The sequence below is a fragment of the Hymenobacter negativus genome, assembly GCF_016056375.1.
Lineage (GTDB): Bacteria > Bacteroidota > Bacteroidia > Cytophagales > Hymenobacteraceae > Hymenobacter > Hymenobacter negativus_A.
Genome location: NZ_JAEDAE010000004.1, coordinates 343,413 through 363,656 on the forward strand (window position 1 = coordinate 343,413; position 20,244 = coordinate 363,656).

The 20,244-nt window shown below is 61.7% G+C and carries 16 protein-coding genes; 9 read left to right on the plus strand and 7 right to left on the minus strand.

The genetic code is table 11. The annotated features are described in order from the left end of the window. Positions 1-33 precede the first annotated feature (33 nt). Entirely contained in the window at positions 34-621 is a 588-nt protein-coding gene (locus tag I7X13_RS11990) for a Uma2 family endonuclease (RefSeq protein WP_198069480.1), read from the plus strand. Here the strand turns inward: I7X13_RS11990 and I7X13_RS11995 are convergent. After that, positions 618-2,060 (minus strand): aldehyde dehydrogenase, encoded by a 1,443-nt coding sequence (locus I7X13_RS11995; RefSeq protein WP_198075662.1) that lies wholly within the window; start codon positions 2,058-2,060, stop codon positions 618-620. The two genes, I7X13_RS11990 and I7X13_RS11995, sit on opposite strands and share 4 nt — an antisense overlap. A gap of 37 nt (positions 2,061-2,097) precedes the next feature. Continuing rightward, entirely contained in the window at positions 2,098-3,081 is a 984-nt protein-coding gene (locus tag I7X13_RS12000) for a glycosyltransferase family 2 protein (protein ID WP_211532057.1), read from the minus strand. 264 nt (positions 3,082-3,345) lie between these two features. On the opposite strand from I7X13_RS12000, the gene I7X13_RS12005 reads away from it, so the two are divergent. After that, complete coding sequence (locus I7X13_RS12005) at positions 3,346-5,283, plus strand: DUF2339 domain-containing protein (protein ID WP_198075663.1); 1,938 nt, start codon at positions 3,346-3,348, stop codon at positions 5,281-5,283. A 25-nt stretch (positions 5,284-5,308) separates the two neighbouring features. Here the strand turns inward: I7X13_RS12005 and I7X13_RS12010 are convergent, their stop codons facing one another. Continuing rightward, complete coding sequence (locus I7X13_RS12010) at positions 5,309-6,850, minus strand: hypothetical protein (RefSeq protein WP_198075664.1); 1,542 nt, start codon at positions 6,848-6,850, stop codon at positions 5,309-5,311. Positions 6,851-7,189: 339 nt separating this feature from the next. Here I7X13_RS12010 and I7X13_RS12015 point away from each other — a divergent pair, with 339 nt between their 5' ends. Continuing rightward, positions 7,190-8,572 carry a glycoside hydrolase family 16 protein gene (locus tag I7X13_RS12015; protein ID WP_198075665.1) on the plus strand — a complete coding sequence of 461 codons (1,383 nt, stop codon included), beginning with the start codon at positions 7,190-7,192 and terminating at the stop codon, positions 8,570-8,572. On the opposite strand, the gene I7X13_RS12020 is transcribed toward I7X13_RS12015, so the two are convergent. After that, positions 8,556-9,770 carry an acyltransferase family protein gene (locus I7X13_RS12020; RefSeq protein ID WP_198075666.1) on the minus strand — a complete coding sequence of 405 codons (1,215 nt, stop codon included), beginning with the start codon at positions 9,768-9,770 and terminating at the stop codon, positions 8,556-8,558. The two genes, I7X13_RS12015 and I7X13_RS12020, sit on opposite strands and share 17 nt — an antisense overlap. 132 nt (positions 9,771-9,902) lie before the next feature. On the opposite strand from I7X13_RS12020, the gene I7X13_RS12025 reads away from it, so the two are divergent. Then, positions 9,903-10,445, plus strand: coding sequence for a carbohydrate binding domain-containing protein (locus I7X13_RS12025; RefSeq protein ID WP_198069486.1), 543 nt, complete (start codon positions 9,903-9,905; stop codon positions 10,443-10,445). Positions 10,446-10,611: 166 nt separating this feature from the next. After that, a complete protein-coding gene (locus tag I7X13_RS12030; RefSeq protein ID WP_198075667.1) occupies positions 10,612-11,958 on the plus strand; it encodes a hypothetical protein in 1,347 nt (448 codons plus the stop codon). Between the two features lie 20 nt (positions 11,959-11,978). On the opposite strand, the gene I7X13_RS12035 is transcribed toward I7X13_RS12030, so the two are convergent. The 3 genes from I7X13_RS12035 to I7X13_RS12045 all read right to left on the minus strand — a co-directional run bounded on the left by I7X13_RS12035 (position 11,979) and on the right by I7X13_RS12045 (position 15,419). Then, positions 11,979-12,722 (minus strand): glycosyltransferase family 2 protein, encoded by a 744-nt coding sequence (locus tag I7X13_RS12035; RefSeq protein ID WP_317191568.1) that lies wholly within the window; start codon positions 12,720-12,722, stop codon positions 11,979-11,981. 108 nt (positions 12,723-12,830) lie between these two features. Next, complete coding sequence (locus I7X13_RS12040; protein ID WP_198075668.1) at positions 12,831-13,622, minus strand: SDR family oxidoreductase; 792 nt, start codon at positions 13,620-13,622, stop codon at positions 12,831-12,833. A gap of 42 nt (positions 13,623-13,664) precedes the next feature. Then, the gene (locus tag I7X13_RS12045) at positions 13,665-15,419 is read right to left on the minus strand and encodes a glycosyltransferase family protein (protein WP_198075669.1); all 1,755 of its coding nucleotides are present in this window, start codon (positions 15,417-15,419) and stop codon (positions 13,665-13,667) included. Positions 15,420-15,673: 254 nt separating this feature from the next. Between I7X13_RS12045 and I7X13_RS12050 the strand changes: the two genes are divergently transcribed. The 4 genes from I7X13_RS12050 to kynU are packed head-to-tail and all read left to right on the plus strand — an operon-like array spanning position 15,674 to position 20,210. Further along, positions 15,674-17,233 carry a DUF2079 domain-containing protein gene (locus I7X13_RS12050; protein WP_198075670.1) on the plus strand — a complete coding sequence of 520 codons (1,560 nt, stop codon included), beginning with the start codon at positions 15,674-15,676 and terminating at the stop codon, positions 17,231-17,233. Between the two features lie 30 nt (positions 17,234-17,263). Beyond that, the gene (locus tag I7X13_RS12055) at positions 17,264-17,791 is read left to right on the plus strand and encodes a 3-hydroxyanthranilate 3,4-dioxygenase (RefSeq protein WP_198069492.1); all 528 of its coding nucleotides are present in this window, start codon (positions 17,264-17,266) and stop codon (positions 17,789-17,791) included. Between the two features lie 22 nt (positions 17,792-17,813). After that, a complete protein-coding gene (locus I7X13_RS12060; RefSeq protein ID WP_198075671.1) occupies positions 17,814-18,875 on the plus strand; it encodes an amidohydrolase family protein in 1,062 nt (353 codons plus the stop codon). A 12-nt stretch (positions 18,876-18,887) separates the two neighbouring features. Next, entirely contained in the window at positions 18,888-20,210 is a 1,323-nt protein-coding gene (gene kynU, locus I7X13_RS12065) for a kynureninase (protein WP_394368587.1), read from the plus strand. The last annotated feature ends 34 nt before the right edge of the window (positions 20,211-20,244 follow it).

Below are 20,244 nucleotides of genomic sequence, written 5' to 3' on the forward strand. Positions count from 1 at the left end.
ACTTTTGGGTAATTCCCTTATTGTGCTTGTATTATGGCTCAGCCCGCCTTCCAAACCGAACCTATCAGCCACGTTTCGCCCGAAGAATACCTACGCTTGGAGCGCGAGGCGGAATTCAAACACGAATATTTTCAGGGCGAAATCCGCGCCATGGCCGGGGCCGGCTACGCGCACAACCTGATTTGCGCGAACCTGACCATCGAAATTGGCAGCCGATTGCGCGGCAAGGGCTGCTCGGTAGTAGGTAGCGACCAACGCCTGCAAATCATGAGCGGCAGCGCCTTCGTGTACCCCGACCTGACGGTGGTGTGCGGCAAGCCGGAATTCAACGAAGAAAAAAAACCCGACACGCTGCTGAACCCCACGCTACTGGTGGAAGTGCTGTCGCCTACCACCAGCCAGTACGACCGCAGTGAGAAATTCATGCTTTATCGCCAGGTGCCCAGCCTGCGCCAGTACCTGACACTGGACGCCCAATCCATTCATGCCGAGCTACACACGCTGGACGACCTGGGCCGCTGGGTGCTCACCGAAACCCGCGACATGAGCGCCGTGCTGGATTTGAGCAGCATAGCCTGCCAGGTGCCACTGGCTGAAGTATATGCGGGCGTTGAATTCTAAAGCTTCACGCACACGTTTTGCGCCTCGGTAAAAAACCGCAGCGCCTCCAAGCCGCCTTCGCGGCCCACGCCGGAATTTTTCATGCCGCCGAAGGGCGTGCGCAGGTCGCGGTGCAGCCAGGTGTTTACCCACACGATGCCGCTGTGCAGCTGGTGGGCCACGCGGTGGGCGCGCTGCAAGTCGCGCGTCCAGAGGGTGGCGGAAAGGCCGTAGTCGGTGCTGTTGGCCATCATCAGGGCTTCCTCGTCGGTGTCGAAGGGCGTGAGGGTAACCACGGGGCCGAAGATTTCCTCCTGGTTGGTGCGGCAGTCGAAGGGAAGGTTTTCGAACACGGTGGGCTCTAGGAAGTAGCCGTCGGCACAGCGGCCGGGCACGGTGGCGCGGTGGCCGCCAGCCAATAATTTGCCGCCTTCTTCGTGCGCCAGCTTGATGTAGGCCAGCACTTTATTCAGGTGGGCCTCGCTCACCAGCGCCCCCTGTTTGGTATCGGCCTCAATTGGGTCGCCAATTTTCTGGTCCTTGAGCTGCTTCAGAAACTCGGTTTTGAAGGTTTCGTATATCGGGCGTTCGATGAAAATGCGCGAGCCGCACAGGCAAATCTGGCCCTGATTGGCGAAGCTGCTGCGGATGCTCGTGGCCACGGCGGTGGCCAGGTCGCAATCGGCAAAAATGATGTTCGGGTTCTTCCCGCCTAACTCCAGGCTCAGCTTTTTGAACATGGGCGCGGCCGTGGCGGCCAGGTGCCGCCCGGTGGCCGTGCCGCCCGTGAAGCTGATGGCCTTGATGCCCGGATGCTCCACTATGGCCTGCCCGCAGTTCGGGCCGTTGCCGTGGATGATGTTGAGCACGCCAGCCGGCAGCCCGGCTTCGATGCATAGCTCACTCAGCAAAAAAGCCGTGGCGGGCGTAATTTCCGAGGGCTTGGCCACCACGCAGCAGCCCACGGCTAGGGCCGGCGCAATTTTCCAGGTGAAGAGGTAGAGCGGCAGGTTCCAGGGCGAGATGCAGCCCACCACGCCCACGGGGTGGCGCACGGTGTAATTCACGGCCACGCCTTCCTGCACGTGGGCTTCGGTGGCGAAGTGGCCGGCGGCAGTGCCGAAGAAGTGGAAATTGGAGGCGGCGCGGGGGATGTCCATCACGCGGGCCAGGCTCAGGGGCTTGCCGTTGTCCTGGCTTTCGGCGCGGGCCAGGCGGTCGAGGTTGGCGTCGATGAGGTCAGCGATTTTTACCAGGAGGCGGCCCCGGTCTTCGGCGGGCAGGGCGCGCCAGGCGGGCAGGGCGGCTTCGGCGGCGGCTACGGCGGCGGCTACATCGGCGGGACCGGAATCGGGAATCTGGCCGTAGACCTGGCCGGTGGCGGGGTCCACGTTATTGAGGTAGCGGCCGGCCTGCGGCGGTACGAGCTGGCCGTTGAGGTAATTCTGAATGCGAAGCATGGGACGAACTTACGACCCGCCCGGCCACCGGATTTGCTTAGCTTCGGGGCGCAGCCTCCGCTAAATCCGGCACGGCCACGGCGGGCAGGTTGGTATCGGCAATAAAATAGAGGGGACGCTGCCGCACGTTGGCCGACATGCGGGCCATGTACTCGCCGATGATGCCAATGGCAATGAGCTGCACGCCACCCAGGAACAGGATGCTCACCATCAGCGAAGCCCAGCCCGGTTCGTAATTGTGAGTAATAAACCGCGAATAGAGTGTGTAAAGCATCACCAAAAAGGCAATACCCGAGACAGTGAAGCCCATGAGCGTGGCAGCTTTCAGGGGCACGTCGGAGAAGGCGGTGATGCCATCCAGCGCCAGCCGAATCATCTTGCGGTAGGTGTAGCCGGTTTCGCCGCCGGCCCGCTCGGCGCGGTCGTACTCCACAAAGGTCTGGCGGTAGCCAATCCAGGAAATCTGACCGCGCAGAAACTTGTTCTGCTCAGGCATCCGCCGCAGGCCTTCCACTACTTTGCGGGAAATGATGCGGAAGTCGCCGGTGTCGACCGGAATGGAAACGTTGGTGATGCTGGCCAGAATGCGGTAGAACAGGCGGGCGGTAAACTTTTTGGCCACGCTCTCGCCCTGCCGCGAGCGGCGCTTGGCGTACACCACTTCGTAGCCCGTGCGCAGCTTGCGGTAGAGCTCAGGGATGAGTTCGGGCGGGTCCTGCAGGTCGGCGTCGATGATGACGACGGCTTCGCCATTGGCGTTGTCGAGGCCCGCCGTGACGGCAATCTGGTGGCCGAAGTTGCGGCTCAGGTCGATGTAGCGCACCCGGGCGTCGCGGGCGGCCAGGTCCAGGAGCATGGGCAGCGACCGGTCGCGGGAGCCGTCGTTGATGAAAATCATTTCGTACCCACCGGCCAGGGCCATGCCTTCCAGCACGTTGCGCACGCGCGGGTACAGCTCACCCAGGGTGCTTTCCTCGTTGTAGATGGGGATGATGACGGATAGCTCCAATGGGGTAAACACTAAGCGCGGTAACAATTTGGGCCCAACCACACTGGCCAGACGAACAAATATACTCGGCGCTTCCTGACATTTTGGGCGGCGGCAACCCCGGCACAGGGGCTGGCTACCGTGTACTTTTATGGTTTCGGAAGCATACCAGGCAGCCCGCACCGGTGGCCAGGCACGTTTTTCCGGCCATTTTTGAAGCGCGGCAAGCGTTGTTCCTTCCTTTTAATTGAACCTGATTACCTACTTGCTTTGCCTGGTCAGGTTTTTTCTTTGAGTATGACTCCTTCTTCTACCACTACTGCGGTGGTGCCCCCCTTCCGGCGTGGGCCGGTGGCATTGCTGGCGCTGCTGGGCCAGGCGCTGCTGCTGGCTTACACGTATGCCAAACTGCTGTTCAACCCGGGCCAGTACCTGATTGTGGACCACTACGATGGCATCAAAAGCTATTTTTCGGTGGCGTCGTTTCTGCGGCAGCCATTGGGCGATGGCATGCTGGTGCGCGGGCACAACTACCCGTTTGGCGAGTACATGTACTACACCGACAGCACGCCGCTGCTGGTGGCCCCGCTGCATTGGCTGGTGCAAGCCATTCCGGCGCTGGCCCCTTACGGGCTATACCTGTATGACCTGTTTATTCTGTCCAGCATTCTGATTAGCACGGGGTTGCTGGTGCTCATTCTGCGGCGGCTGGCGGTGCCAGCCTGGCTGGCCATCCTGCTGGCCATTGCGCTGCCGTGGCTGGGGCCGCAAACCTACCGCCTCACCGTGGGCCACATGAGTCTGGCTTACACGCCCGCCATGCTGTTTCTGGTGTGGGGCCTGCAGCGCTTGTACGCGGCCTGGCGGGCCGGGCAGTCGCTCACGCGCCATTTTGCGATGCTGCTAGTGGGCACGGTGCTGGCGTCGTGGCTGCACTTCTACTACCTGGCCCTGATGGTTGGCACGCTGGTGTTCTTTGTGGCGGTGCTGCTGTATGAAAGCGTGCGCGAGCGCCGCCCGTGGCGCCCGCTGGTGGTGGGCACGGCGGCTACTATGGCGGGCGCGGTGGTACTGACCTGGGGGCTATTGCAACTGCTGGACCCGCGCGCGAAAGAGCGACCCGTGGGCAGCAACGGCTACGACTGGATAGAGTGGCGCTTTCAGTTCACGTCCTTGTTCAAGGGATATGTCTACAACAAAGTGACCTTCCCGCTGGAGCGCACGGCTTACGTGCCCTACGAGTCGGTGTCCTACCTCACCGGTTTTGTGCTGTTTGGGGCGCTGCTGGTGGCGGTGCTGTGGCTGTTCAAGCGCTTGCCCGTGGAGGCCCGCCTGCCTGAGCCGACGGCCGATGCCACGGCAGGCTTTGTGAAGTACCTGCTGCTGGCAAGCGTGCCGCTGGCCTTTATTGCGTTGGGCGAAAACATTGAGATTGATAACGGCGCCTACGTGGTGCACAACTACCTGAACGTGTTCCGGTGGCTGCATAAAATAACCGACCGTGTCACGCAGTTCCGGGCGTTGGGGCGGTTTATCTGGCCCTTCTGGTGGGCCGTGGTGCTGGGCTTTAGCTGGTACGTGGCCCGGTGGCGCTTCATTCCGATGCTGCGCTGGGCGCTGGTGGCGCTGTGTGCGCTGCTGGTGGTTGACACCGTAAATGCCACGCATTTTTATCAAACCGATACCCAGCGACCAAATTTACTTTGGCCCGAGCCGGGCACTCCCGTGCAGCAACTGCTAGGCTGGGCTGATAAGGACCGGTACCAGGCCATTCTGCCCATCCCCTTCTACCACGTGGGCACGGAGTGGGACAGCGAGCCCACCAACCTCAACGTGGACCCCGACGACCCGCACTGCAACACCACCTATCAGCTGTCGATGGTGTCGGGCCTGCCCCTGATGTCGCACAAGGCCACCCGTGCCATCACCAGCCAGGCCGAAGACCTGTATTCCATCTTCAAACCCGGCGGCCCAAACCCCGCCCTGCTGGAGCGCCTCGACCAGCGCCCCATTCTTGTGTTTCTGGACACAGCGTACTACGACGGGCGCAACAACTACTACCGCGACATGCTGCGCGAGCGTCCCACCATGCAGGCCGTGTACGAGCGGGCTCCGGTTTTCATCCGCGAGCAGCACCTTCGTCGCATCAAGCAGCAGGGCAGCTGGTCGCTCTACGAATGGTACCCGAAAGGCCAGCCAACCGCCGCCCCGGCCACCGCGCCCCTGGCTCAATAGGCTCCCCTGACCAAGTCTTCGTTAACTAAATAGCCGTTGGGCCGGCCAGGTTCGATAAATCCATTGGAATCGAGCCTTTCCAGAGCTGTTTGAAGCGGCTGTCCTTTTGTAGAAGCTCCAGCGGCAAGTGGCTCTCTACTGGGCAAAACCATCCGTCCCAGTAGATGTAGGTGCCCACCGGCACGCCATCCAGGTAGGGGGCATAATCCTTGGTGAGCGGCGGCTTGGCGTCGAGATTGAAGATATCGACATCCATGGGCACCGCGAAGTAGAGGTGCGAGAATGAGATGGGGTGCCACTTATACCCCGCATCGTGGTTTTTCAACCAGGCCGCCCCTTGGTCGGCCAGTATCATGTCGGGGCTTTCCTGGAAATCGCGGCGCCAGTGCAAGGTGCTGCGCCAGCCAACGTTGGTTCCGCTTTCGGCCTGATAGGTATAATCACGAGAAAAGAGCAGGACCACCACGGCCACTACGCCAGCCGTCGCAATCAGGCCGCGTACGCGCGCGGAACGACCCAACTGGCTTAGCCAGGCCAGCCCGCTTAGCGCCGCCACAACACACAAGGGCGTAATCACCACCAGAACCCGCGTCATGCCAAAGGAACCAAACAAGCCAAAGGCCCAAAAAGCCGACTGCATGACAATAAACGCCACAATGCTGCCGTAAATCAGCAGCAGCTCGGCCCTGAACAATGGCTGCAGCCATTCTCTCAGCTTGGTAGCATGCCACAGCATGCGCAGCCCGCCCAGCACCGCGAAAATAAGCAGCGGCCAGCCCAACAGCGTCGGCATGCTCTCCACAAAACGCCCCCACAAACCGTGGCCGTATTGCGAATGCAGGCCGTAGGGATTTTTAGTGAATACCCACGTAAAGTCGCCAAGCACCAGGCCCCCAACGAAGCTGTAGACGGCGTAACCAACAAACAGAAAGGGCAGGGCGCGCCAGCTACGGTTCCAGACCAGGTAAACCGTCCAGATGCCCAGAAACATGGAGCCTTCTGAGCGCACAAAGGGCAAAAAGGACAGCACCACCGCCGACCAAACGGGGCGGTTGGTCACTGCCAACGCAACGGCGGCAATCAGCACCAACCCAAAAGTGGGCTCCGTCAGCCCCGAAAACTGCACGCGGAAATAGTCGGGGGCCGCGTAGCAGAACAAGATGGCCAAAGCCGGCCAGGGCAGCCGCAGCTGCCGCGCCGTGACGTAGGCCAGCCGGGCCGACACCGCCACCACCACGCATTGGAATAGCTTCATCCCCAGAAACCCGCCCTGCGACGGCAGCGCGGCGAGCAGCGTAAACACGGGCTTGGCCCAGGGGTCAAGCAGATTTTCGGGGTGTTGCGGGACAGCCCTCGCGAACAAAAAGTGGAGAATGCTGTCGCCGCTATCATACGTATTCTTGGTCAGGAACGCCACCAGTACCGACACCCCCAACAGCACGACCGACAACAGCCGCGCGATAAGTTCGTTGTTCAGCAGTACCCGCAAGCGCATATCGTAAGCCGTTGTTTGGCGCGTGCCCTTCTGGGCAACCACCTGGCTGTTCCAATCCGATATTTTTATCATAAAGTAGAAAATGTGCCGCCCGGCATTTGGGGTGCGACTTGAGCAGAAAGGATTAAAATCGTCCGTGTAGGGTGAGCAACCGGCTATGAGCAATAGGCTTACCAGGTTTTTTATTGCATAGTAGCCCGCTGCAATTTACGACCTCCTGGCCGATTCAGCCGGGGCTACTGTCCGTAGGAAGCCCGGTGCCAGCATCCTTTGCAGGAGCACGGCACCGGGCCGCGGCGGCAACGGGAACGGCTCAATTTTGTCCGGCAGCAACCAAAATCCAGCTGCAGCCGCGTGTACATTTAAGGCCCGCTCCGCTCCCGCCATCTACATCTACCCAGAACTGCAATTATGAAACGTCTTCCTTACTGGCTGTTGGTTGCCCGGCTGGCCGTCGTGGCGGGCACGGCCCATGGCCAGGCTCCCCCGGATACCCTGCGCCATGCCAACTGGCAGCTTTACTGGGCCAACGAATTTAACACTCCCGGCGATAGCAGCGTGGTAGCCGCGCGCTGGCAGTTTGCTTACCCGTGGGGGCGCAACCTGGGCGGTTCCGAGGGCCAGTACTACACCGGCGAGCAGGTTGCAGTCGACTCGGCCGGACTGCTGCACCTGCGCGCCCGGCTCCGCGACACGCCGAGGCCCTACCGGGCACGACAGCTACGCTACGACTCCGGCATGCTCTTCAGCCGGTCGGGCAAGGACTCGCTGGCCTTAGTGGGCTGCGACAACAGCCGGACGGGATTTACCTATGGCTTGTTTGAGATTCGCTGCCGACTGCCCCGGGCCGATGCTTCGACCTCCGCATTCTGGCTCTACGGCGCCCCCGACGAAGTAGACGTTTTTGAAGCGGGTGGCCAGGAGGAAATCACGAACAATATCATTCTCTGGAACCACGAATTTTGGCGCCTCGGGCAGCCGGGCATCGCCAACGAAGCTTCGCAAAGCTTCTTTCACTGGACCGGGCCGGGCCGCCTCACCGATAGCCTGCACACCTACGCCGTGAGCTGGCAGCCCCAGGAGCTGGTGTATTATTTCGATGGCGTGGCCATTCGGCACGAAACCCGGCTGCTACCACTGGGCTGCCCGCTCGACGTAATTTCCAACCTGGGCATGTATTCGTGGGCGCAGACCCGGACAGCTTCGCTCGATATTGACTACATCCGGGTGTATAAGCAGCCGAAAGGCACCGTGGCCCGCCCGCCGGTGGCCCCGGTGGCCCCCGCGCCGGGCATTTTGCAATTTCCCCACACCACGGCGGGGGTATTGGGAGCCGAACCGCCCGAAATGCGCTGGCGCTGGCAGGAGCACCCCAACCAGCGCCCCCGGCTCGAACTCGTCTACAACCGCAACCCGCACGACTTTGCCTCGCTGCCGCTGCCGGTGCGGGGCCGCTGGCTGGCCCCCCTGGTGGCTTTCAACGACGCCGACTCGCCGCGCCACCGGGTGGCATCGCCGGATAGCGGCCGCTCGTCGCTTAGCTGGACGCTTTACGACCTGTGTGGCCAGCCGGTGCGCAGCGGCCAGCAACTGCCCGCCGTCGCCTGGGAGCTGAGCTGGCCCGCGCTGCCGCCGGGCGCTTACTCCCTGCGCCTGCGGGCCGGCACCCACCAGGTGCGCCAAACGGTGTACCAGCTGGGCCGCCCCGACGCTACCGTGTTCACACCGGAGTGGCTGGCGGGGCCGCCCGCCCCGGCAGAGACTGATGCCGCTGGCTCTACACCGGCACGCTAACCGGCTCCGGAGCCGGCACCGGCGGCGCTACCAGGGTGCGCTGCTGGCGAAAGGCATCGAAATATTTTTTCAGGCGCAGAATGGGCTTCTCGACCAGTTCGTAGGAAGCCGCGGACACAGCCAGCGTGGCCAGCAGCACCCACAAAATGAAGAGCGGCGTGTGAAACATGGGGAAGACCCGAACCAGAGCAAAAATCACGAAGCCGTGAAACATGTAGATGCCGTAGGAAATCTTGCCGAAGTAGTGGAAGATGGTGCGCCCCCGCCACTGCACTGCCGAATCGGGGTTGAAGAGGACGTTGCCGATAAAGAAAGCAATGACTCCCAGAAACACGTATTTCTTGAACGAAAGCAGAAAGACGTTGTCCCAGTTGCCGTATGAATCGCTGGCAAAAACCAGCAGCGTTGCGCCGTAGAGCATCCAGCGCAGGGCGGCCGGCACACGCGGCAACTGGTAGCCGTAGAAGTAGGCATAGGCAAACAAAGCCCCGATGGCCAGCGCATCCCACCGGCACAAGGTATTCAGGTACAGGCTCATGTACGAGTCCGGCACGAAGTAGAAGAAATACAGCCGCGTCAGAAAGCTGAGCAGAATGACAGCTCCGAAAGCAGTGGTGAGCTTGTGCCGGGGCACGAAGGCGATGAGCAGCGGCCACACCAGGTAGAAATGCTCTTCGATGCAGATGGACCACAAATGGTTGACGGCTGTGGAACCCCAGCCGTGCTTGGCCAAATCGAAGTTGCCGAGAAAGAGCAGGTGGGCCGGCATGTTGGCCGCCGGCTCGTTGGCGAAGTGCGCCAGCACCGGGGCCATGGCCACGCAGAAGTAGTAGAGTGGCCAGATGCGCAGCACCCGCCGCATGTAGAAGCTCTTGATATCAATGCGGGCGTAGCGCTGCTTTTCGGCCAGCAGAAGGTAGGTAATGAGGAACCCGCTCATCAGGAAAAAAATGTCGACCCCGATGTTGAAGCTGCCCACAAATACCTTGAGCTTGGTGGCCCACCACGCAGTCTGCCCACCCCAGTCGACCATGGTGGCCGCTACCTGGGGCACATCCGTCCAGTGCTCATAGCTGTGGGTGATGAGGATGAGCAGGGCAGCCGCAAAACGGACAATATCGAGGGGCTGAAAATAGGGCACGGGCGCCGCCGGGGCTGCAATGGTAGGAGCAGTATCTGCGGAAGGAGAAATCGACACGGGATAAGAAAAAATTAAATTGGCCTCTAAAGTACAATCCAACCATTATTCGGCCGGTCTGCTCACTCGGCTATCCCGCATTCTACCATACCTTTGCAGTGCTACAAAAGCGTTTGTTTTCATTTTTTTTCTATGAAAAAATATACTTTGCTTCTGCTAACAGCAGCTACTCTGGCTGGTTGCGGCGACAAAAACGGCACCTCGCGTCCGGCAAATTATCTAACCGGTAATGATTTTGACCAATTGGACGGCTGGATTGGTGACACCCCCCAGCCCTCCCTGACCAAAGAGAAGGCACATTCCGCGCCCTACTCAGCGCACGTAGGCCCGGGCATTGAGTTTAGCAATGGATTCATCGGCACTTTGGGCAAGCTCAGCCCGACCCGCCTCACCCAGCTTAAGGTGAAGGGCTGGGTGTACGTACCGGCGGGCCCCGTAACGGCGAGCATCGTAACCCAGCTCGTAGACCCCGCCGCCACCGATGGCAAACCGGCCATGTGGGAGGCCCTGCCCCTTGACAAAGCCGTGAAGAAGCGCAACGAGTGGGTAGAAGTGGAGAAAACCCTGACCCTACCGGCCAACGCGGGCTCCAACTTCAAGCTGTATATGTACCTCTGGAGCGGCGGGTCGCAAAACGTGGCCTACCTCGACGACGTGCAGATTCTGCGCCCCTAATCCTGATTCCACGCAACACCGGGTCCTTGGCAAGGAGCTGCGGCCGGCGGAGCCGCCTCGTTGCCAGTGGCTCGGTGTTGCGTGTTTTGCGTTATCTACTTTCGGGGCTTCCCAAGGCTCATCGCGCAGTGGGCTGGCCGCTCCGAGCCCTAGCCGCCATGTCTCAATGATTAGCTCTCCCCGCTCCACGAGTTCGTCCCGGAACGGTATTCAGTACCTGGTGTACGCCTTGTTTGCCGCCGAACTAGTGCTTTTTACTTGGCAGCGCAACTATTTCGGGCCGTTCGTTAGCCCGACTGTGCTTTACACCCTAGCCATTGCCTTGACTTTGAGCACGCTGGCGCTGGCACGTGGCCGGCAGTGGGTATTGCCGCAGGCTACTGCTCAGGCCGAAGGCCAGACTATGTGGCTGCGCCTAGTGGCGCTCCTGACAAGCGCCATTGCGGGCGGCTGGTACAACACCAACTTGGTAAAGGTGCAAATCCGGGCCTTCCGTCCCGTGCTGGAGTACGCCGACATCATTCCTGCACTGCAGGCCTACGCCCGGCGCTGGCTGAACGGGGCCGAAGTGTATGCGCCCATGACGTGGGAGCTGGGTTATTTCGAGCTGCCGGCCTACCTGCCAGCCACCTGGTTTCCGTTTATCCTGGCCGAGTGGCTGGGGTTCGACTATCGGTTTGTGGCCTGGGGCATCTTTCTGCTGGGGGTGCTGGCGTATGAGTACCTGCTGTGGCGCCTGCGCCAGCCCTGGCTCCAGACGCTGGTGCTGGCCGGGGTGCCGTTTGTGGTTTTCTATGCCTTGGTTACCACGCAGTGGGGCTACGTCGGCATCACCGTCGAGTACATGATGCTGGGCTACTACTCGCTGTTGGTGGTGGGTATTCTGCTGCGCTTCTGGCCTTTGCAGGCAGCGGCGTTGCTGCTGTGCGTGCTCTCGCGCTACTCGCTGGTGATATGGGCGCCGCTGTACCTGGGCCTGATGTTTTTCTACGACTCAAAAAAGAATGCGCTGCTGATTGCCGGCACGGTGCTGCTGGGCGTGATTGGCTTCTACATCGTGCCTTACCTGTCGCACAACTGGGGCTTGTTCATGGAAGTGCAGCGCTCGTACACCGACGCCGCCGTTTACGAGTGGAAGCACTTGGGCGATGACGGCCTGCCGATACACCCCTTCAATGGCCTGGGCTTCGCCTCATTCTTTTATAAATACGCGTCCGGCTCGCTCTACGAGAAGATTGGCTTGCTCAAAACCGTGCACGTGGGCCTGCTGCTGACGGTGGTAGCCGTAGCCGCGGTGGCTTATGTGCGCCAGCAGACGCGCCGCATCGACTACCGCGTTTATGTGGTGACCATTCTAAAGCTCTACCTGGCTACTTTTTACGCCTTCCTGCAAGTGCCGTATGCCTACCTGGCCACGCTGGGCCTATTCATGTCGGTATTTCTGGTGCTCATGACGGCTTGCCTCCGGCCGGCGGCTGAAGCGGGGCAAATTCTGCCCGCTATCGACGCGTAAGCTCAGTCTACCGGGCGCTGTTATTGGCCCAGCAAGCCGTACTTGACAATGCAGTAGATGGCGCGAAACCCATCGCGCCAGCCAATTTTTTTGCCCTCTGCGTAGGTACGGCCGTAGTAGCTGATGCCGACTTCGTAGACGCGCACGTCCTTGACGCGGGCTACTTTGGCAGTTACTTCGGGCTCGAAGCCGAAGCGGTTTTCAACCAGCTTCAGGCCCTGAATGATGTCGCGCCGGAACATCTTGTAGCAGGTTTCCATATCGGTCAGGTTCAGGTCGGTCACCATGTTCGAGAACAGGGTGAGCCAGTAGTTGCCGATGCTGTGCCAGAAAAACAGGATGCGGTGCGGGTTGCCTCCCATGAACCGGGAGCCGAAAACCACGTCGGCGAAGCCCTTTATAACGGGCTTAATCAACAGGTTATATTCTTCGGGGTCGTATTCCAGGTCGGCATCCTGAATGATGACGTAGTCGCCGGTGGCCTCGCGGATGCCCGTGTGCAAGGCGGCCCCCTTGCCCTGGTTCACGGCGTGTTCCAGCAGGCGCAGGCCCATTTCGGGGTAGCGCGCGGCGTAGGCCCGGATGGTTTCAGCCGAGGCATCGGTGGAACAGTCGTTGACGAGGATGATTTCCTTGCCGATATTATTCACCAGCTCCAGCCCGCGCAGCAAATCCAGAATCTGATGAATGGTACGAGCCTCGTTATAAACCGGAATAACGATGGATAGAGTGTCGAATTTTACCACAGGAAAGAAATTGGGCACAGCCGGAAAGCCGCAAAGGTAAACGCTTCGCCTAACGAGGGATGAAGAATGAGAACGTGGAAAAGGGAAAATTCGTGAAATACCTTATTCCCCGTCAAGCCGTAGGCGCTATAAGCTGCCCGTGCGGCCACCATCAACGGGCACGCTGGTGCCGTTGATGTAGCCGGCGGCGGGCGAGGCCAGGAAAGCCACGGCGGCCGCCACCTCTTCGGCATGGCCGAAGCGGCGGGCCGGAATGGTTTTCAGCATATCGGCCTCGATGGCTTCGGCCGATTGACCGGTTTGGGCCGTTTTCTTCTCGATGAGGGAGGTGTGGCGCTGGGTGAGCGTGGCCCCGGGCAGCACGTTATTTACCGTAATACCGTCCGGTCCCAGCTCATTGGCCAGGGTTTTGGCCCAGCTGGCCACCGCCCCGCGAATGGTATTGCTCACGCCCAGGCCCGGCAGCGGAATCTTCACCGAGGTGCTGATGATGTTGATGATGCGCCCGAAACCGGCTGCCCGCATGCCCGGCACCACCGCTTGCGCCAGCAAGTGGTTGCAGATAATATGCTGGTTGAAGGCTGTTTGCAACGCGTCGACGGGCGCATCAAGCAGCGGGCCACCGGCTGGGCCGCCGGTGTTATTTATCAGAATATGAAAGCCGGCGGGGTGCTGGGCCAGGTGTTCGTGCACGCTGGCGGCCACCGCTTGCGGGTCAGAAAAATCGGCGACCAGGAAATCGTGCGTCTGGCCGGCGGGCGTGGGCAGGGCGGCGGCTACTTCGCGCAGGCGCTCGGCATCGCGAGCTAGCAGCGTGATGGTGGCCCCCTGAGTGGCCAGCACCTCGGCAATGGCCCGGCCAATGCCCTGGGTGGAACCGCCCACAAGGGCGTGGCGGGAAGTCAACGGAAGGCTCATAAATGATTGGTTTTAGAAGGCTGTGGCGAAAACCCGGGCTTGTTACTGGGCTGGCGGGGCCAGCAGCACGTAGCCGCCTACCAGTTGCTCGCGGTAGCCGTAAGGCTGGAGCAGCTGGCGCAGGTAGGCATGGATGGGCTGGTCGCGGTAGGCCGGGCTGATGACGAAAGCGGCAGGGTCGTACTGGTGGAAAAAAGCCTGGAGCTGGCGGGCGGTGGGCGGCGCCGGCTGCACGGTGTCGGGGTTGGTTTGCAGGCGCAACAGCGGGCGCAGCACCGCGTCCTGGTCGAGCAGTGCAAATAACGCAGGGCTGACGCGGGATAGATAGCCGACGGGCAGTTTTTTGCGGTGCAAGGTCTGGTAAAACATCTCGCCCGCTTCCAAGTGGCCCACCTGCCGGTTGCCATCTAGGATGCCCAGCGGAATGGGGATGAGCGTGGTGCCTGGCAGCTTCGCCACCTCGTCATACACGGCCGGAATGTTGGCGGTGGATTGCCGGGGATAGGGCCGGGGCCAGAATTCGGCCAGGATGATGGCAGCCAGCAGGCCGGTTAAAGCAGCCTGGCCGGCCGGGCGCAGCCGCCCCTGCCAGGCCGCCTCCAGGGCGCTGAACGACACGATGGGCAGCAGCAGCCCCACCATCATAATCCAGCGGGTGGGGCAGCGAATGTTATTGAAGAAGGGCACGAAGTGCAGCAGGGCGGTGGGCAGGTTCAGTCGCTCGTGGCCCAGCACGCGGAGCGAAGGCACCGTCAGAAGCAAAAAAAACACCAGTACCCAGGCCAGCGGGCGCCCCTGCACATCGAGGGCGCGGGCCGAAGCCGGGCGGCGGCGGGCTAGGCGCATTATGCCCAGTACCAACGCCAGCAGCGGCAGGGCATAGCCGATAAACAGGGTATTTTCGATAGAACCCGGCAAGTTGAACACCTTGGGATTGTGGGCCAGCCGCGCAGCCCAGTCCCAATACACCAGCCGGCTGGTGGGTGGGGGCAGCAGGTAGGCCACCAAATCACCCCCCCACCAGATACCGTTATCCTTCAGCCCGGCCAGGTGCAGCAGCCGGATGAGCACGTGGCTGACTACCAATATGCCCACCAGCCAAGCCCAGGCCGGCCACCGCCGCCACTGAATGCGCCCCAGCCGAAACCAGAACCACGCAGCATAAGCCAACGAAAAATAGATAAGGCCGAACAGCACATAATAGTCGCTGAGCAGCGTGACGAAGCCCAGCGCCACGCACCCCGCCACCGCGCGCCAGCTGCGCGCCAGCGGTAGAAACTGCCCTTCCCGAAACGTGAAAGCCCGCAAAAACAGCAGCACATAAAATGGCACCGTAGCCGTGAGGACCAGGTTGTAATGCTCGGGCAGGCGCTGGAGTTTGTAAGGCGAGTAGGCGAATACAAAGCCGGCCAGCAGGGCCAGCAATGGGCTCTTGACCCAGCGGCGCGCCAGCAAATACGCTCCCGTGCCCGACAGCGTATAGCTCAGCAGCAAGGCCGTGTTGATGGCCAGCATCTCATTACCGAGCAGCAGGCTGAGTACGCCAATCAGGGGCGTGTAGGCGTGCATCACAAGGCTGGAGCCTTTGGGGTAAAACAGCCAGTCGGTAAAAAGCGGGTTGTGCCCACTGAGCACCGCCTCGCGAAAATGCCAGGCGTTCCAGAAAAACTGGGAAGTATCGGGGCCGGGCACTGCCACGAAGGAAGTACTGAAATGCGCCGCCAGCGGCCAGGTGAAAACGATAAAAAACGCACCGTAAACCAGCAGCAGCCACGGCCAGAGCAGCCGGTTTTTCACCTCCATTGAGTAATTATTGAACGCTCGATACCGAATGAAGGGCAAAGGTAGCGCCGCTAATTGGCGGAGCACGGCCAGGGAAATAACGCAGCAGTCCACCGGCTGTTTTCTCTTGCTAATAAATACAGAAGCAAGCCAAAGGATTGTTGCGTTGTTTTGTACCGTTGAGCCTTGTGGGTTGGCGGCCGCGTTTTTCTGCGAAGCCCTATCATGCACTCTTCGGCAAACCGTTTTATGTTGCTCTGCCCATCCCGATGTCGCAAATATTATCCGCCCGCACCTCTCCGCACCGCCTGACCATCCTCGGGGTGCTGGCGGCTTTTGGAGTGGCCTATGGGCTGCTGGCCCTGGTCAACCACTACCTGTTCCGCACCTACGCCTTCGACCTGGGCATCTACAACCAGGCCGTGTGGGACTACGGGCACCTGCGGCTGAACGCCAACTCGGTGATGCGCTACAACAACCTGCTCAGCGACCACCTCACGCTGGTGCAGCCGTTTTTCGGACCACTGTATTATCTATTCGGCTCTTACACGTTGCTCCTAGTGCAAATCGGGCTCATGCTGCTGGGCGGCTATGGGGCCTACCGCCTGCACCAGCTGCGCACCAACGGCACGCAGCCGGGCACCTCGCTGGCCCTGATGGTCATGTTTTTGAGCACCTGGGGCATCTATTCGGCGCTGGCCTTCGATTACCACGACAATGTGCTGGCCGCCATGCTGCTGCCCTGGCTGCTGTACTGGCTGGAGGCCGACCGGCGCGGCCGGGCCGCCGTGGTGGCCCTGCTCATGGCCTTGAGCAAGGAGAACATGGCTTTGTGGCTGGTTTTCATTGCGCTTGGGCTGGCGTGGCTGCACTGGCGCGAGCCCGCAAAGCGACGCTGGGCGCTGGCCGTGGCAGCGGGCGCAGCTGTTTACTTTCTGGTAGTGGTGAAGTTCATTATCCCTGCCTTGGGCTCGGGCGATGCCTATGTGTACCAACAGCAGTACGCGGCGCTGGGCCACAGCACCGGCGAGATGCTGCACACGCTGCTCACCCGGCCGTTCTACGTCATCGGCCTGTTGTTTCGCAACAACCTGCCCTCGGCCGATGGCGATTATGCCAAGCTAGAGCTGCACGCCATGGTGCTGCTTTCGGGCGGGCTAGCCCTGGTGCGGCGGCCCGCCTACCTGTTCATGCTGGCCCCCATTTACGGGCAGAAGCTGCTCTCGGCCAACGTGGCTCACTGGGGCATCAACTATCAGTATTCCATCGAGTTTGTGCCTGTGCTGCACGCAGCCGTCAGCCAGTGGCTAGCGAATGTGGAGCCGCAGCGGGCCCGGCGGTGGGGCATTGGTGCGGCGGTGCTGGCGCTGGTAGCCACGGTGGTGTCCATGCAGGTGCGGGTGTCGCCATACTATGACAAGAGCGCGACGAAATTCTTCAGCGGCAAGCACTACCACGTCGATTTCGATGCCGGCTCTGTGCATCGCGGCTTGGCCGTGATTCCGGCCGAAGCGCGGGTGAGCGCCACCACGGCGCTGGTGCCGCACCTGGCGGCGCGGCGCTCCATCTACCAGTTCCCCTACGTGGCCGATGCCGATTACATCGCGGCCCTGCCGCCGTCCTCCATCTATCCCCTGAGCGCACCCGAGCTGGCGGCCCAGCTGCAGGCCTACCAGGCCAGCGGGCGCTGGCGAGTGGTGTCGGCCCCTGGGGCGCTGCTGGTGCTGCAGCGCGTGCACCCACTGCCGGTGCCGACCGGGCAGCCGTTGTTCGAGCGCCGGGGCCAGGGCGGCACCGACACCGCGCGCGGGCCGGGCGCCCGGCAGTAGATTAGCATTCCCAACCAACCCCCTCCGCCCATGATAGCCCGTCCGTTTAATTTCCAGAAGTGGATTGATGAGCACCGCCATTTGCTGAAGCCCCCGGTGGGCAACCAGCAGGTTTTCAAAGACAATAAGGACTTCATCGTGATGGTGGTGGGCGGCCCCAACGCCCGCAAAGACTACCACGTGGACGCCGGCGAGGAGCTGTTCTGGCAAATCGAGGGCACGATGACCGTCAAAATCATTGAGGACGGCAAGCCGGTTGACATCACCATCGGGCCCGGCGAGATGTTTCTGCTGCCGCCCCACGTGCCCCACTCGCCCCGCCGCCCGGCCGGCACCGTGGGCCTGGTGCTGGAGCGCTACCGCACCACTGATGAGCTGGATGGCTTTCAGTGGTACTGCGAAAACTGCGGCCACAAGCTGCACGAGGAGTTTGCCCTCATCACCGACATCGTGACCCAGCTGCCGCCCATAATGAACAAGTTCTGGGCGTCGGAAGACCTGCGCACCTGCAAAAACTGCGGCACGGTGATGCAGCCGCCCGCGCCTGTTACTACCTGATTTTCGCCCCACCCGCCCCGCCGTGTTGCCCCACCCTCTCAGCATCGACATCCACACCCACATACTGCCCGAGCGCTGGCCCGACCTGCGCGAACGGTACGGCTATGGCGGCTTCATCCGGCTCGACCACCACAAGCCCTGCTGCGCCCGCATGATGCAGGACGACAAGTTCTTCCGCGAAGTGCAGGACAATTGCTGGGACCCCGCCGTGCGCCTGCGCGAGTACGACCAGTTTGGTGTGCAGGTGCAGGTGCTCAGCACGGTGCCCGTGATGTTCAGCTACTGGGCGCAGCCGCTGGACTGCCTGGACCTGAGCCAGCTGCTGAACGACCACATTGCCGACGTGGTGCGGCGCTACCCCACCCGCTTCGTGGGCCTGGGCACCATTCCGATGCAGGCGCCCGACCTGGCCATTCGGGAGTTGGAGCGCTGCATGAAAATCGGGCTGGCCGGCGTGCAGATTGGCTCGCACGTCAACGACTGGAACCTCGACGCACCCGAGCTTTTCGAAGTCTTTGCCGCCGCCGAGGAGTTGGGGGCCTGCGTGTTCGTGCACCCGTGGGACATGATGGCCCAGGGGAAAATGCCCAAATACTGGCTGCCCTGGCTGGTAGGCATGCCCGCCGAAAGCACGCTGGCGCTCTGCTCGCTGATATTCGGTGGGGTGCTGGAGCGCCTGCCCAACCTGCGCGTGGCCGTGGCCCACGGTGGCGGCTCGTTTGCCAGCACCATCGGGCGCATCGAGCACGGCTGGCAGGTGCGGCCGGATTTGTGCGCCATCGACAACCCGCACAACCCGCGCAAGTACATGGGCAAGTTCTGGGTCGATTCGCTGGTGCACGACCCGCTGATGCTGGACTACCTGGTGAAAACTCTGGGGCCCGATAAAATCACGCTCGGGACCGACTACCCGTTTCCGCTGGGCGAGCTGGAGCCGGGCCAGCTCATCAAGTCCATGCCTTTTTCGGACGATATCAAAGCCCGAATGCTGGGCCAGAACGCGTTGGACTGGCTGGGCCTGACCGCGGAGCGGTTCGGGCATGCCCGGTCAGGTACCGGTGCTGGTTCGCTGCAGAGGCCATAACCTTTTGTTAGCATGGGCACCCGCTTTGCCCCGACCTTTGCGGCCATGACTGCCCCCGTTACCTCCTCCCCCGCCGCCCACCTCGACGCTACTGACCCGCTGGCCGCTTTCCGCCAGGAGTTTCACCTGCCGCCCGGCCCCGATGGCCAACCCTGCGCCTACTTCTGTGGCAACTCGCTGGGCCTGATGCCCAAGGCCGCCCGCGCCGCCGCCGAGCAGGAATTCGAAACCTGGGAACGGCTGGGCGTGGAGGGCCATTTCCACGCGCCTTCGTTCTGGATGCACTTCCATGACACCCTCACCGAGGCCACGGCCCGTCTGGTCGGTGCCAAACCCATCGAGGTAGTGGTGATGAACAACCTGACCGTGAATCTGCACCTGCTGCTGGTCACGTTTTACCGTCCCGCGGGCTCGCGCTACAAGATTTTGATGGAAGGCGGCGCGTTCCCGTCCGACCAGTACGCCATCGAAAGCCAGGCCCGTCTGCACGGCCTCGACCCCGATGAGGCCATCGTGGAGCTGGTGCCCCGCCCCGGCGAGCACACCCTGCGCACGGAAGACATTTTGACCAAAATTGCGGAGCTGGGTGACTCGCTCGCCACCGTGCTCATCGGCGGCGTGAACTACTACACCGGGCAGGCTTTCGACATGGCCGCCATTGCCACAGCAGGCCACGCCGTGGGTGCCTACGTGGGCTTCGACCTGGCCCACGCCGCCGGCAACCTCGACCTGCGCCTGCACGACTGGGACGTGGATTTTGCCTGCTGGTGCACTTACAAGTACCTAAATTCCGGCCCCGGCGGCACCTCGGGTGTGTTCGTAAACGAGCGGTTTGCCAACCGGCCCGACCTGGTGCGCCTGGCCGGCTGGTGGGGCCACGATGCCTCGGTGCGCTTCCAGATGAAGAAAGGGTTCCGGCCCATGCCCGGCGCGGCGGGCTGGCAGCTTTCCAATGCCCAGATTTTCCCGATGGCCATCCATCGCGCCAGCCTCGAAATAGTGGACCGGGCCGGTGGCATGGCCGTGCTGCGCCGCAAGAGCGAGCAGCTCACCGCCCGCCTCGAAAGCCTCATCCGGGGCCTGAATCTTCCCGCTGATAAGCTCGAAATCATCACCCCCGCCGACCCGGCCCAGCGCGGCTGCCAGCTTTCGGTATTGGTACACGAGCGCGGGCGCGAGCTGTTCGACTTCCTGGCCGCGCAGGGCATCATCGCCGACTGGCGCGAGCCCAATGTTATCCGCCTGGCACCCGTGCCGCTCTATAATTCGTTTGAGGACGTGGAGCGGGTGGGCGCCGCGTTGCGGCAATGGATGAATGAGCGAATGGGTGAATGAGTGAATGTTTTCATTTATCTCTTCAATACATCTG

Bases quoted from the DNA above. Each gene is read 5' to 3' on its own strand.
- I7X13_RS12040 (WP_198075668.1), bottom strand. From the start codon at position 13,622: ATGAGCCTTCCGTTGACTTCCCGCCACGCCCTTGTGGGCGGTTCCACC.
- kynU (WP_394368587.1), top strand. From the start codon at position 18,888: ATGGGCACCCGCTTTGCCCCGACCTTTGCGGCCATGACTGCCCCCGTT.
- I7X13_RS12030 (WP_198075667.1), top strand. From the start codon at position 10,612: ATGATTAGCTCTCCCCGCTCCACGAGTTCGTCCCGGAACGGTATTCAG.
- I7X13_RS11995 (WP_198075662.1), bottom strand. From the start codon at position 2,060: ATGCTTCGCATTCAGAATTACCTCAACGGCCAGCTCGTACCGCCGCAG.
- I7X13_RS12015 (WP_198075665.1), top strand. From the start codon at position 7,190: ATGAAACGTCTTCCTTACTGGCTGTTGGTTGCCCGGCTGGCCGTCGTG.
- I7X13_RS11990 (WP_198069480.1), top strand. From the start codon at position 34: ATGGCTCAGCCCGCCTTCCAAACCGAACCTATCAGCCACGTTTCGCCC.
- I7X13_RS12010 (WP_198075664.1), bottom strand. From the start codon at position 6,850: ATGATAAAAATATCGGATTGGAACAGCCAGGTGGTTGCCCAGAAGGGC.
- I7X13_RS12025 (WP_198069486.1), top strand. From the start codon at position 9,903: ATGAAAAAATATACTTTGCTTCTGCTAACAGCAGCTACTCTGGCTGGT.
- I7X13_RS12055 (WP_198069492.1), top strand. From the start codon at position 17,264: ATGATAGCCCGTCCGTTTAATTTCCAGAAGTGGATTGATGAGCACCGC.
- I7X13_RS12050 (WP_198075670.1), top strand. From the start codon at position 15,674: ATGTCGCAAATATTATCCGCCCGCACCTCTCCGCACCGCCTGACCATC.
- I7X13_RS12005 (WP_198075663.1), top strand. From the start codon at position 3,346: ATGACTCCTTCTTCTACCACTACTGCGGTGGTGCCCCCCTTCCGGCGT.